Consider the following 13609-nt stretch of genomic DNA (forward strand, 5'->3'; position numbering starts at 1 on the left):
ATAGTATTGCAATACTATAACTATAGAGATGCACTAGCGAAATAGAAGAATAAACGACTGTTGATTGTCAATGTCAAACCTTTACTAGCCTATTTGCATTGTCTATATGATTAAGAATAGGGTGGGTGATATCGTTATGCTCTATACAGCTCTTGGAGATTCTATTACCTATGGGGAGAATGCCTCCTCACTCGCAAAAGCATATCCCCAACTAGCCGTTGCCGCTTTAAATTCACGCTCCCGTTCCCGCAGGGCAACTGGATATGTATTAGCTCGTCCGGGCTGGACCAGTCATGATCTATTAAACGCAGTCATCTGGAAGGGTTCCGCTGCTATAAGCAAATCCGATGTTGTTTCTGTTTGGATTGGAGGGGTAGATTTAGCAAATGCTGCATTGTCTTCGATTAAGAACCAACAGCAAATAGCTATAAAACCGATCTTAACTCCCTACAGGCAAAATTTACGAGCCATTCTCGCTCATATAAAAAGCGTAAGCGACGCCCGTATTATTTGCTGCACGCAATATAATCCGTTCCCGAATAGTTCTCTAGCAGCTGCTGCTATCGACCAATTAAATTACACAACGCTTGAGGTTGCCCAAAGCTATCATGCACAAATCGCTCCCGCTCATAGATGGTTTGAAGGAAAACAAGCCTCACTAATCTATGGCTATCGTAATGGGAGATTAGAAGATGCATTGAGCGGTACTCTGCCTATCCATCCCAATGATCGTGGTCATCAAGTGATCGCAAACGGATTAATTCCCTATCTTGCTTCTCGCAATTAGTTTTAGAAATAAAAAAATGACATCTTCCCTCTAATGGGTTGGTGTCATTTTTTGAAATTCGTTGAGATGCTCCTAAAGAACACCCACAACGACAAGCACCCAGCCAATCATAAATGAAAGTCCGCCTAGCGGTGTAATTGGACCAAGAAACCGGGCTTTGGCAATACTCAGCACATATAAGCTTCCCGAGAACAAAATAATGCCCGCTACCAAAAACCAGCCTCCGGTAACGATAAGCTGAACATCTGGATACTGTCCTACCAGCAGTCCAATTAATATCAAGCCTAATGCATGCGCAATATGGTACTGCACGCCTACCTCATATACCTTTAGCTTATCCGGTGTTATTTTGCTTTTCAGCGCGTGTGCGCCGAACGCACCAATAGCAACCGCCAGCACCATCAAAATACTGCCGATCATTACAAATGTTTGCATAGAAATATCCCACCTCATCTTTCAAGTCGTACATTTAGCATATCATGATTGATCGAGGGAGGGAATTGCTCTCCTAGGTTTCATCCTATTAGACAACAGCACTCTACTTATTTTTCCTTACATAATAATTTCCGATTGATTTACTGTTGCCAGAGGAGTAATGTAGTTTGGTATAGCATCAGGAGGCATCTACGTGAAATTCTTTCAATCTACCGCCACAGAGTGGCAGGGCTGGTCCCGCAATATTCGTTTATTTTTTCTAGCAAACATGTTATATCAAATCGGTACGGGCATGTTCTCGGTACTCTACAATTTGTACATCCACGAGCTCGGTTACCCCGATGCCATGAGCGGAAAAATCGTCAGTATGCAATCACTCGCAACCGCGTTATGTTTCATTCCCATTGGCTTATTCGGCGATCGCGCCAGCCGCAAGCGCCTGCTCGTCATTGGCGCTCTTTGCAGCGGTGTGGTACTCGCTGGACGCTCATTATTTGAAACAGAAAGCAGCTTACTTACAATGGCCGTTCTGACCGGCTTATTTGCTGCCATCTTTCAGGTGCTTGCCATTCCCTTTCTTGCTACAAACGTAGCTAAAGCGGACCGACTGCGCATTTTCAGTATTTTTTCAGCATTTGTACTCGCCTCTCAGGTCGGCGGCAGCCTTGGCGGAGGCGTCATTGCAGATATTATGCAGGCGGCAGGACTAAGTAAGCTGCTCTCCTTCAAAATCGTTTTACTTGCAGGCAGTATAGCGACAATGGCAGCATTTCTACCTTTGCAAGCCATTAGGGAATCTGCGCGCAGCCAGAAGGAAAGTGTTGAAGCAACTAACGAGCAGTCTGCTTCGAACCAATCAGCTCATCCTAATAAAGAAATGTCATTTATTATTAAGTTCGCCTCCATACAGCTTTTGATTGGTATCGGATCGGGTCTTGTAGTTCCTTATTTGAATTTGTATTTCACCAATCGGTTCTCGATATCGCTTAGTGCGATGAGCTTATTGCTTTCATTAGGTCAAGTCATGACCATTATCTCTATGCTCATTGGCCCGTCGCTTGCCAATCGAGTTGGACAAGTGAAAGCGATCGTTATTTTTCAAACCTTATCGCTGCCATTCCTGCTATTAACAGGTTTTACGAACCTGTTACTCGTCGCTTCTATAAGCTTTCTATTCAGACAAGCGCTTATGAATGCGGCCAATCCGCTGCAATCGGCTATTTTGATCGATCGGGTTTCTGCAAAAAAGCAAAGCCTAGCCAACTCCTGTATGCAGACAGCTTTTATGCTTGGATGGGCTACGATGGGACCCATTCATTCTCATCTCATTGCTACCTATGGCTACTACTGGGGATACGCCATCACGTTCAGCATAACTGGAGCACTCTATGTCACAGCATCTATGCTATTTTTTATGTTATTTCGCGAGAAAAAAACGGCTGCCGCAGCAAAAACGCCTTCGGCGTCTATTTGACGCTAAAGCAGCTTTGACCGTTAAATATAAGTGGCTTATAAGATGAAAACTTATACAATCTTATATTTCAAACAGAAAATCAGCCCTCAGATACAATCTGGGGGCTGATTTTTTTTTCAATTATTTCCGCGCTGCAAGGAATGCATCAACTTGGCTTTGTACCTCTGCAATAATCTTATCGATTCCAGCAGCCTTGATTTTTTTCTGCAAATCTTCCAAGCCTTTATCTACATCTTTAATCGCACCGTATTCGAGCGGAATCGCATAACGAAGCATGACGTTGCTCACATTAGCCACTTCTGTTTTCACTTTGCTGTTGTCGAACACAAAGGTTTCAAGCGGGTAGTGATATACCGTTGCTTCCCATGCTTTGCTCATGGCAGATGCCTCTTCTGGGAATGCCGCATCCGTACGATTGAGCGGCGAGTTAAAGCTCCAGTTGGAGAAGCCTGTATAGTTGGCGGTCTTGTCTGTCGACTTAAGTTTATCGTCGCCATCAGCTACATAGTTCACGCCATCAATACCGTACATCATGAGATTATGAAGTTCTTTATCATTTTGCATCAAGTTAATGAACATGAGCGCACGTTCTGGATTTTTCGATGTCGCATGAACCGATGTTCCATTTTGCGTAGCAACGGCTTGAGACTTTTTCTTAGCAGGCGTAATATCAGCAAGCGCAGCTTTATATGGAGAGTTTTCTCTTTCCATCGCCGCCTTCAAGGAACCGAGCGTACCCATATTATGAGTAATCGAAGCCGTTTTTCCTTCTTTAAAATCCTGCTGGTGATCGTTTTTGTTGTTTAATACGTTTTTTGACCAAGCATTATGATCTGCAAGATCCTTATAGTAATAGAGCAACTGCTTGAATTCTTCCGTTTCATACACATTGAAGATTTTTCCCGTCTCATCTGTCAGCTTAAATCCGATCGGAAGATCGAAATCAAGCATATTCCACTCACTTTGCTGCTTAAGCAAAATACGATCTAAATTGTGGAGCTTCCAATCCCCTGTTTCTGGAGTAAAGGGTACAATACCCTTCTCATTTTCAGAAACCGCCTTTAAGTAATTCGCGTAAGCTTCAGGACTGTCGATCGCAGGAAGATTATATTTCACACGCAAATCTTCACGGTACAAGATGAGCTTCTCAACGGACTCTCCGCTGTTCTGTGGTACCATGTATAGCTTGCCGTCTACCTTTGCTTGATCCCAGCTGGATTTCGGCATGATTTCCCAAGTTTCCGGCATGTATTTAGACAGCATCTCTTCCGTTAGCTCTAAAAACCCGCCCTTCAACGCCTGATCATTATATCCAGCCCAGTTCGCGGAATAAATTAAGTCAAATTCTTCATTGGCTGCTAGTTTCAATGGATACTTTTGAGCCCAATCGGACCAATCTAGAAATTCGCCATCAATTGTCGCATTAATTTTTTCCTTCAGCTTCTTATTAATTTCAGCAAACACCGTATCATAATCTACCGGCTTCGGACCTACAAAAATCATTTTAAGCTTAACTTCCTTGGAAGTATCGATCCCCTCTTCTGCAGCGGCAGGCTGCTCAGTAGCAGGATGTTCCGTAGTGGTCTCGGTTCCTTCGTTCGCTGGTTTCGGAGATGCGGCTTCTTTGTTGCTGTTGCCTGAGCATGCACTTAAAATGAAAACGAATGTTAGTACAAATGCCAGCCAAAGCGATTTTTTCTTAAACATGCTGGAGACCCCCAATTCATATATTGATAAACCAGGATTGCCTGGAACTATCCTTTTACAGCGCCAATCGTTAAACCTCTAACAAAATATTTTTGAACGAATGGATAAGCGATTAGAATGGGTCCGCTTGCTACGATCGTCATCGCCATCTTTAAACCCTCTGTCGGAAGGCTTGTCGTCACAACCGCGCCTGATCCCATCATCGCCTTGCGCATGCCGTCCATATTGCCTAACATTTTGTACAAATAGTACTGAAGCGGCATTAATTTTTCATTCGAAATAAATAACAGCGCATTATACCAATCATTCCAGTATCCGAGTGCCAAGAACAAACCTATTGTAGCCAAAGCTGGCTTGGACAGTGGAAGAATAAGTCGCATAAAGATTAGAAAATCGCCTGCGCCATCTATTTTTGCTGACTCCGTAATCGCTTCCGGTATACCGCTCATGAATGACTTCATCACGATAATGTAGAAAACATTGAACAACAGCGGGACAATTAAAGCTAGCGCGGTATCCTTCATATGGAGATAGTTGACGATGAGCAAATACCAAGGAACAAGTCCGCCGCTGAACAACGTGGTGAAGAAGAAATAAAACGAAAAGTGATTACGCCATTTAAAATCCTTTCTACTTAGACAATAAGCAGTCATCGACGTTAGAAACAAACCAGCTATCGTGCCAATCGCGGTAACAGCTATTGTTACGATGTAAGCATTAATCATTTGATCCGGGTATTTGAAAAGTATTTTGTAAGCTTCCAATGAAAATTCGCTTGGGAAAAGCTGAAACCCGTCCACAACAATTTTGCTCTCATCCGTTAGGGATGACGATAAGATCAAAATAAATGGAACGATACATAACAAGGCCAGCATCACAAGCGCGGTATAGCCAATCGCATAAAATAACCGTTGATCCACTTTTTTTATTTTAGCAGCCTTGACTGCTTTCTTATTTAAACTCAAGCCGGATGCATTCATGTCTTGACCCCCATTCAGAATAAAGCGCGATCCTTATCATATTTACGAACAGCATAGTTGACTAGCATGATTGTCGTGAAGCCAAGTATAGACTGATACACGCCTGCCGCCGCTGACATTCCGATCTCGTTGGTTGTGATAAGTGACCTAAATACGAAGGTATCGATGACATCTGTGGAGGAGAACAACACCCCGTTATTGCCAACCATGTTGTAGAACATGCCGAAATCACCGCGGAAGATGTTGCCGACTGCCAATAAGACTAAAATAATAATGGTCGGATACAGGTTCGGAATCGTGACTCGCATCATTCTTTGGAAAATATTAGCCCCATCAATTTCAGCAGCTTCATACATTTCCGTGTCAATGCTCGTAATAGCGGCCAAGTACATTACCGTTCCATAACCAAGCATCTTCCAAGCGGAGACAAATACAAGTATAAACGGCCAATATTCAGGTGTATTATAAATGTCGACCGGCTCCATCCCAAAGCTCTTCAGCAGGACGTTCACCGTACCAATGTCACTATTCAATAAATTGTAGGCAATCGCTCCAACTACGACCCAAGAGATAAAGTATGGGAGAAAAATAACCGTTTGCGTAATTTTACGGAACCATTTGCCGCCAACCTCAAACAAAAATATGGCCGCGAACATTTGCAGTAAGTTGTTTACGACTATAAAAGCTATGTTGTACAACGCCGTGTTTCTTGTCACCCGCCAAGCATCGCCCGATTCGAAGAAAAAGCGAATGTTGTCGAGGCCATTCCACGGACTTCCAAACACACCGCCCGCATAATCATAATGCTTAAAAGCAAGAATGATGCCGACCATCGGAATGTAGGCAAACAGGAGATAAAATAGAACGGCAGGCGCCAGCATGAAAAGGATTACTTTATACTTGTTCAGATCATTCCAAAATCGATGTCGAATCATCAACACTGCCCCTCTCTTCTCTATGTACACATATTATAAAAAGCAGCGGTAAATAAATTAATTATGTGAAACAACTAAAACCAATACTAAATCAACGATTTGAATATCTTTTGCAAAAAAAATAGCCCAACGCCTGTTTTCGACTTGAGCCTTGCACTACATTTTTTAGATTTTATGCTTTTTTCGATATTCTCCAGGTGACAGCCCCATCGCTTGTTTGAATTGTCTATTGAAATAAATAATATTTTTATAGCCGACCTGCTCGGCAATTTCATAAACCTTCTTTGCCGGGTCCTTTAATAGCTCGCACACCCGCTCCATCCGCAATTGATTGAGATAATCGCTGAATAGTATGTTCGTCTCTGTTTTAAATAGCTGTCCCAAATAATTTGGTGTGAAGTCAAAGTGGGCAGCAACCTCATTGAGCGTTATTTTATGATCCAATCGCTGCTCGATATAGGCTGTAATTTGATCAATCAGCTTGCGCTTCTGCCGCTGCTTCTTTAAATACAGCAGTTCAGACAGTTCAAAGAACCGTCTCCTCAGCCAAGACAGGATATCATGCACCGTTTCAAATTCAAATAAAATAATCGGATGATGAGATTCCCATTTCAGCATTTCGTACATATGTTCATTCATTTGCTGCAAATCAGCATGAAGCTTGGAGGTAATACGAATAATGAGATCATAAATATCGTTTTTCTGGGTCAACGGTTTTTCACCGTTTAAGAGCTGAAGCAAACAGTCGTCAATAGTCGTCAGGTCATACTCCAGCATCGCTCGAAGCATAACATCAACAACCTCTTCAAAATTTGATGCGGCTGATTGTTTGGGGCTCCACTGGAAAGCGCCTTGAATGATTCGATTTTTACCCATGATCCATTTGATGCTTAATCCTGCTTTCGCCTGCCGATAGGAGTCATGAAGCTTAGCGATATCATTCGTGTACATGCCCATCCCAATCGTAATGGAGCAAGAGAACGTCTCATTAAATTGCCGAACGAGTTGTTCCAGCAACGCCGTCATATACTCCTCTTGAACAGCAGCCAGCAGAACATAATGGTAATCATAGCTTGTCATCATACTGCCCAAGTTGTTGTCCAATGCAAAATTGCGAATAAAGAGGGTGATCTGATTCATAAACAATCGCCGCTCTTCCTCACTTTTCTCCTTAAGCTTCCATGCGAGATCATCAATCTCAATAATCGAGACAGAAGCTCCCTGCTGTAACAGAGGCGATAAAATCGTATGAATATGTGCTTCAACCTGACCTGGCGTCGCTTCATTAAACCACCGAAGCAGCAGCTCCTGATTTACTAGCGATAAGGTTTCAGACAAGGCCATATTCTGCTGCCGTTCGTTCTCAATCTTAGAGCAAATGAGAACGAGCATATCATTGAGCTCACTATCATCTACAGGCTTAAGCAAATAACCGCTGGCATTCAGTTGAATGGCCTCTTTGGCATAACTGAAATCCTGATGTCCGCTTATAAAAATAATATGAACCTGAGGATTCATTTCCTTTGCCTTGCGAGCAAACTCCATTCCAGACATGATCGGCATTCGAATGTCGGACAAAATAAGATCGATGCGCTTCTGTTCCATTATCTTCAAAGCTGCAAATCCACTGATTGCCGTTCCTACATCTTGGAGGGATAGCTGTTCATTGCCCGCTACCCGGCGCCTTAACCACTCCAAATCTATTGCTTCATCGTCTACCAATAGGATGCTGATATCCATGTCGGTACTCTCCTCCTCTGGCGCATCATTATGACAGCGGTTCCAAATCTTCAATGATTTCTTCATCGATCGGAAGAATAATTTGCACCGTCGTTCCTGCTCCATATATGCTGCCGATATGAATGCCAAAGTCCTTACCGTATCTTAGCTTGATACGTTCCTCCACATTTTTCAGACCGTATCGGTCTGAATGGATCGTGCTTGCCAGCATTCTTTTCAGCGTTTCCGGTCTCATCCCGATCCCGTTATCAATAATTTTCAGCTCAATATGGCTCCCGAGACGTTTCCCAGTAATACGAATAGCGATCGTTTCCCCAAACCAAGCATGTTTGAAAATATTTTCGACAAACGGCTGAAGAATCAGCTTAATAACCGGGATATGTGCAATTTCAGGCTCAATATCGAAATACACCTTAAAGGTATCTGCATACTTCACTCTTTGAATGTCTAGATAGGATTCCACCTGTTCAAGCTCTTTCTCAAGCGTGATATAAACATTGCCTCCGTTTAGCGTAAGCCGATAAAACTTGGACAGCGCCTGCACCATCTTTGTTACTTTATCTACTTCCCCTAAGTTAGCCAGACTGCCGATCGTTGAGAGTGTATTGTATAAAAAATGAGGGCTAATTTGCGCTTGGAGCACATCAAGCTCTGCCTGTTTTTTCTGAATGCCCTGCACATATACATTTTTGATGAGGTCCTGAATGCTGGTTGCCATCTGATTAAAAGAATCTGCAATATGAACAAATTCATCATTTCCTGTAAAACCAATCCGCTTATAAAAATTCCCTTCTTGGAACGATTGCACGAGCGTTACAATACGCTTCATCTTTTTCCCTGACAGACGGGCAACAATCACTCCGATAAACGCCATAACCAAGAAACTGATGAAGCAAACGGTACTTATCGCTTTTTTCATTCTGGTCGCATCTTTATTTAGATAGGAATGAGGAACCAACGTCTCGATCACAAAATTTGTTCCTGGAATCTCTTCCCTCACACTCAAATATGATTTCATGCTAGCCTTCTCATCTATGCTTCCTCGTTCATATAGATTAAGTCCAGAAGCCATATCAATTAATCGCAGGCTGATGCCCTCTTCGATTGGGAATGTATCAAAGTTGCCTAACAATTCATCGAAGCGAGCCGTAACGCGCAAATAGCCGATCGTAGACGAAATGCCGCTGGATGTGACTAATCTACGGAAATGAGAGATGTTGTTTAGTTTTTGGTCCGAATCGACCTGAATCCATAGATGGTCTTGGAATGTAGAGGAAATGGATTTAAACCAATCCGTATTCTCTATACTGTGATGAGATAGAACATAATAGTCACGCCTGCCAATCGGGGTTGCCATATCATCGCCCGAAACTTCAAGCATATTTTCGTTTACCGTATAGAGCGCCAGTCTAATATTGTTTCCATACAGCAGGAGAGGCGCCTTCATTTGCGGAATAATATCATCCCTCATTTTAAGCATCATATCGAGCTGGTCTCCTTCAAATTGAAGAGCGTTCTGGAAAGTAATGCTGCTGAAAAGTGTACTGGACATTCGCTGGATCTCATCCAGCTGATATTCAATATTGCTCCTCGTCTGCTTCATAGCCGTCCGAATATTCGTTTCTGCCATCTCTGTTCTCGACTCAATGAGCATCGTATAGGAGATGTATCCGATTACAGCGTCAGTCAGCAGCACAAGAATAAGATACGGAATCATCATCTTGTACGTAAACGGAATATACATTTTATTCGGAATGAATCTCTTCATTTTCTCCCGCCTTTAGCCCGTTCTACCCATAAATTAAAATGATAGCTTCATATTATTGTAATAAAAATCCATATAATTAATAAAGATATTACAGTATGGCTTCATTAAATACAATCGGTTGTAGAATGATAATAATAGAAAAATGCTGGCTAATATCGCATAATGCAAAAAAAACCACAACCAGATACGGTTGTGGCTTCTAAGTATATTCTCTTATTTATTCATTCTTTTCTTCCTTTAAGCCTCAGCTAATGCTGGGACTTATTTCACTGCTATTCCTACATGCAATCTTTTCAAAAAGTTGTTTAATTTTTCCGTACACAAGAGCATAGCAATCGCAAATATAATAATAAACCATGGAAAAATACTAATCGTTGTATTCGTTGCAAGCAATCCTAGAAAAGGGGGCACTAGCGTACTGCCCGTATAGGCAGCAGCCATCTGAAAACCCATAATAGACTGTGCGTTCTTTTTCCCGAATCGCGCAGGTGTTTCATGCAGCATACACGGAAATATCGGAGCTAATCCAAGCCCTACAATCATAAATCCGACAAGCGAGACGATAGATGGCAACGGCAGCACTAGCACTACTGTTCCGATTAATGCGATCAGCTGGCCGTACCTAATCAGCATGCGACTGCTCATTTTAAATGTTATAAATCCAGTAATCATTCGACCAACTGTAATTCCGACAAAGAACCATGATACCCATTGCGCAGCTGTCGCTGCAGGCAAATCTTTAATATTTACAAGAAAGCTGCTTCCCCATAATCCCATGCTGGCTTCAATGCCGCAGTAAAATAAAAAGGTTAGCATCGCTAATTTGACCCCTTTTATTTGCCATGGCTTCTTATTTTCAGCGGCCTGCTCCAACTTCTGATCATGCAGCTCGTTTTGAGCATCAGCATTTATGACATGGCTGTTTTTTGCAACTTTATCCCATAAAGGAAGAGAAACAAATAAAATGACGACTAAAATAAACTGAATAACTGCAACCGTGAGATAACCATCTCTCCAAAGATTTTGACCTGAGATAGACGAAGCCATAATGATTGGACCTAACGTAGCTCCTACTCCCCAAAAACAGTGCAGCCAGCTCATATGATGAGCTTTGTAATGGGTAGCCACATAGTTGTTTAATCCAGCATCTACACTGCCCGCGCCAATACCTAACGGAATCGCAAAAATAATTAGCCATATAATTGAAGGAGACCATGCAAAACCAAGTAAAGCTCCTGCTGTCAGGATGCAGCTCACAAGCGTTACCTTCCCCGTGCCAAAACGGTGCAGTACGGTACCACTTATCAAGCTCGAAACGATCGTGCTTGCTGCAATAACCATGGAAATGCTCCCAGCCGTTCCTAATGACGCATTCAAATCCATTCTCATCACAGGCCATGCTGATCCGAGCAAGGAATCCGGCAAACCTAAACTAATAAAAGCCAAATAAATAATAATTAAAAAGAACGTTGCCATCGTTATCTGATCTCCTTGGTGTTCGTCATCCATTTGTTTAAGAAGGTTCATGCCGACTTATTAAAGATCTTTAATAAGTCATTATGATAATAGCAGGATTACGTCGTACTGACAAGAGAATAAATCAATGCTTGCCCTATTAGTTATTACATATATTACCTGATTCATTTTATCGTCCATTAACAAATGAGCTTTATACTAACTCTAATGCCTCGCATTGTACATCATCTTTGGGAAAAAGAAAGGAATTGCATGCTATGGGAATTCATACGTACTTTCAATCGCTTAACGATCTCGAACGTATCATTCGTTGTCCAGGTAAATTTAAGTTTGAAGAGCACAGCGTATCCGCTCATTCTTGGAAGGTTGTTCAATACGCCAAAACATTAGCAGATATTGAAGAAACGAACGGTGTCACAATAGACTGGAAGAAGCTTTACGAAATTACGAGCAGCCATGATTATGGTGAAATATTTATTGGAGACATTAAAACACCAGTGAAACATTACTCCTTAGAACTGCGTGGCATGCTGCAAAAGGTTGAGGAAGGCATGATCGCTCTTTTTATCGAGGAAAATATTCCTGAGGAATTTAAGCCTATTTTCCGCAGACAACTGCGCGAGGGCAAAGATGAATCCGTCGAAGGTCTAATTCTTGAAGTAGCTGATAAGCTTGATCAAGTTTACGAGGCGCTTACGGAATTGCAAAGAGGCAACACCGAAAAGGAATTTGTCGTTATGTACCGTGAAGCGCTCGTCAAAATCAAAAAAATAAAGCTGCATTGTGTAGATTATTTTTTAGAGCACATTTTACCAGACATCGTGAAAGAAAGCTCCAATTGTCCTGTCGATATTCAAAAGATTACAAAGGAAGCCTTAGAGCTGTAGCTTTCACTTCAACTCCTGTTAAATCCCGTAATAAACCTCAGCAATACATCACCTTTTATATGCCTGTAGTCAATGCTTGCAAAATGGCAACACGCCTCATTTACCACTAATCTTCCCTCCTTTTTTTAAATCAAACCCACTATCCCTTCTGTTTTTTAACTAAATGCCGCGAACTGTGGTTGTATAAAACCACAATTCGCCGTATTTCATTCCGTACTTTTTTAGCCTCTACGCGATATTGCCTCTTTTACTTCATTCCGTTTCATAAGTGTATTAATTGTAGCCTTAATCCCTATCTCGTATGGTGTGGCAGGGATCGGTCCGACAAGCCGCATATATTTTTCACCGCTTAATACGAATGGTTCCTCAGTTAAATACAGCATCTCAACGACCTCTTTCATAACTGGGGAAAATAAACCGAGCAGCGATAAGCCCATTTTGCCAAGCGGTATGACTGGTTTTGACGTACCTGCTGCCCTCTGGGCTATCTTTACAAAATCGCGGCCAGAGATGACGCCTGACGCTGGAATATGCCAGTTCTGCTCATAAGCATCCTCCCTAATGGCCAGCTCCACGATCATAATTGCCGCATCCGGCAAATAAACAAATTCACGAGCAACCTTCATCGTTCCAATAAATACGGAAGGTTTGCCAGCTGCAATTCCCTCTAAAGTGGATCCCAAATAGGATACTTGGTTAGCAGATGGGCCATAATAGTCAGGTAAACGAACAATCATTTTATGCGCCTTATTCCACCGTGGGCTAAACACCATTTGCTCGTACTGCAGTCGAACCTTTCCTTTTTTAGTGTGCGGATTTTTAGGATGATCCTCAGTTGCCTGAGTAGTCGTTTTTCTCCCATAAGGATAAATGCCATCCACAACGACGATTTTTGTACCAAGCTGATTAGCAGCCTCCATAACTGCCTGTCCCATAGGGATCAGCTTCGTATGCATGTCATTGTACGGCACATTCGCACAGCTAAAAATAACCTCATGACCTTCGCAAGCTGATATCAGCTCTTTGGTATTAAGAACATCTCCGACTTTAAGCGATAAATGCTCAGGATTACCCAAATCCATTGCAAGCTGCTTCAGCTTTTGATGAGACCGCCCGAATGCCGTAGTCTCGATTCCTCTCTTTAGAAGCTCCTCAACTATGGGAGCTCCAGTACCTCCGGTAGCACCTAATACAATAGCTTTTTTCATTATTATTCACTCCTCAAATTTGTGATTGATCAATCACTAACAAATTGGCGTACTGACAATGCATTGACTCCAAAAACAAATAACAAATCAATTACCTTGGCAAGCTTCTATCACTGTCTGTATTTAGATAGCCATGCTAGCCCCTAATATGCCAAATAATTTAAATGTAATTTTATTGATGTAAAACATTTATTGATTGATCAATTACATCA

Annotated in this window: 11 protein-coding genes; 3 read left to right on the forward strand and 8 right to left on the reverse strand. The window is 42.1% G+C overall.

Annotated elements, in window-relative coordinates:
- The first annotated feature begins 106 nt into the window (after positions 1-106).
- On the forward strand, positions 107-787 hold the full coding sequence (locus tag AB4Z50_RS19410) for a GDSL-type esterase/lipase family protein (RefSeq protein WP_441881172.1): 681 nt from the start codon (positions 107-109) through the stop codon (positions 785-787).
- 72 nt (positions 788-859) lie between these two features.
- On the opposite strand, the gene AB4Z50_RS19415 is transcribed toward AB4Z50_RS19410, so the two are convergent.
- A complete protein-coding gene (locus AB4Z50_RS19415; RefSeq protein ID WP_441881173.1) occupies positions 860-1222 on the reverse strand; it encodes a DUF423 domain-containing protein in 363 nt (120 codons plus the stop codon).
- Positions 1223-1415: 193 nt separating this feature from the next.
- On the opposite strand from AB4Z50_RS19415, the gene AB4Z50_RS19420 reads away from it, so the two are divergent.
- Positions 1416-2696, forward strand: coding sequence for an MFS transporter (locus tag AB4Z50_RS19420; RefSeq protein ID WP_441881174.1), 1281 nt, complete (start codon positions 1416-1418; stop codon positions 2694-2696).
- A gap of 120 nt (positions 2697-2816) precedes the next feature.
- Here AB4Z50_RS19420 and AB4Z50_RS19425 read toward each other — a convergent pair whose 3' ends face one another.
- The 6 genes from AB4Z50_RS19425 to AB4Z50_RS19450 all read right to left on the reverse strand — a co-directional run bounded on the left by AB4Z50_RS19425 (position 2817) and on the right by AB4Z50_RS19450 (position 11302).
- Positions 2817-4403, reverse strand: a complete 1587-nt coding sequence (locus AB4Z50_RS19425; RefSeq protein WP_441881175.1) for an ABC transporter substrate-binding protein — start codon at positions 4401-4403, stop codon at positions 2817-2819.
- Between the two features lie 47 nt (positions 4404-4450).
- Positions 4451-5383, reverse strand: a complete 933-nt coding sequence (locus AB4Z50_RS19430; protein WP_076270694.1) for a carbohydrate ABC transporter permease — start codon at positions 5381-5383, stop codon at positions 4451-4453.
- Between the two features lie 14 nt (positions 5384-5397).
- A complete protein-coding gene (locus AB4Z50_RS19435; RefSeq protein ID WP_339206112.1) occupies positions 5398-6318 on the reverse strand; it encodes an ABC transporter permease in 921 nt (306 codons plus the stop codon).
- 165 nt (positions 6319-6483) lie between these two features.
- Positions 6484-8058, reverse strand: coding sequence for a response regulator (locus AB4Z50_RS19440; protein WP_441881176.1), 1575 nt, complete (start codon positions 8056-8058; stop codon positions 6484-6486).
- A 28-nt stretch (positions 8059-8086) separates the two neighbouring features.
- A complete protein-coding gene (locus AB4Z50_RS19445; protein WP_441881177.1) occupies positions 8087-9826 on the reverse strand; it encodes a sensor histidine kinase in 1740 nt (579 codons plus the stop codon).
- A gap of 261 nt (positions 9827-10087) precedes the next feature.
- Positions 10088-11302, reverse strand: coding sequence for an MFS transporter (locus AB4Z50_RS19450; protein WP_441881178.1), 1215 nt, complete (start codon positions 11300-11302; stop codon positions 10088-10090).
- 257 nt (positions 11303-11559) lie between these two features.
- On the opposite strand from AB4Z50_RS19450, the gene AB4Z50_RS19455 reads away from it, so the two are divergent.
- Positions 11560-12189 carry a YfbR-like 5'-deoxynucleotidase gene (locus AB4Z50_RS19455; RefSeq protein ID WP_339206107.1) on the forward strand — a complete coding sequence of 210 codons (630 nt, stop codon included), beginning with the start codon at positions 11560-11562 and terminating at the stop codon, positions 12187-12189.
- A 221-nt stretch (positions 12190-12410) separates the two neighbouring features.
- Here AB4Z50_RS19455 and AB4Z50_RS19460 read toward each other — a convergent pair whose 3' ends face one another.
- Complete coding sequence (locus tag AB4Z50_RS19460) at positions 12411-13397, reverse strand: NAD(P)H-binding protein (protein WP_441881179.1); 987 nt, start codon at positions 13395-13397, stop codon at positions 12411-12413.
- Positions 13398-13609 lie beyond the last annotated feature (212 nt).

Source organism: Paenibacillus sp. 2TAB26 (genome assembly GCF_052115145.1).
In the GTDB taxonomy this organism is placed as follows: Bacteria; Bacillota; Bacilli; order Paenibacillales; family Paenibacillaceae; genus Pristimantibacillus.

Coding starts and splice junctions, on each gene's coding strand:
- AB4Z50_RS19410 (WP_441881172.1), top strand. CDS start 107: ATGATTAAGAATAGGGTGGGTGATATCGTTATGCTCTATACAGCTCTT.
- AB4Z50_RS19415 (WP_441881173.1), bottom strand. CDS start 1,222: ATGCAAACATTTGTAATGATCGGCAGTATTTTGATGGTGCTGGCGGTT.
- AB4Z50_RS19425 (WP_441881175.1), bottom strand. CDS start 4,403: ATGTTTAAGAAAAAATCGCTTTGGCTGGCATTTGTACTAACATTCGTT.
- AB4Z50_RS19430 (WP_076270694.1), bottom strand. CDS start 5,383: ATGAATGCATCCGGCTTGAGTTTAAATAAGAAAGCAGTCAAGGCTGCT.
- AB4Z50_RS19435 (WP_339206112.1), bottom strand. CDS start 6,318: ATGATTCGACATCGATTTTGGAATGATCTGAACAAGTATAAAGTAATC.
- AB4Z50_RS19440 (WP_441881176.1), bottom strand. CDS start 8,058: ATGGATATCAGCATCCTATTGGTAGACGATGAAGCAATAGATTTGGAG.
- AB4Z50_RS19445 (WP_441881177.1), bottom strand. CDS start 9,826: ATGAAGAGATTCATTCCGAATAAAATGTATATTCCGTTTACGTACAAG.
- AB4Z50_RS19450 (WP_441881178.1), bottom strand. CDS start 11,302: ATGGCAACGTTCTTTTTAATTATTATTTATTTGGCTTTTATTAGTTTA.
- AB4Z50_RS19455 (WP_339206107.1), top strand. CDS start 11,560: ATGGGAATTCATACGTACTTTCAATCGCTTAACGATCTCGAACGTATC.
- AB4Z50_RS19460 (WP_441881179.1), bottom strand. CDS start 13,397: ATGAAAAAAGCTATTGTATTAGGTGCTACCGGAGGTACTGGAGCTCCC.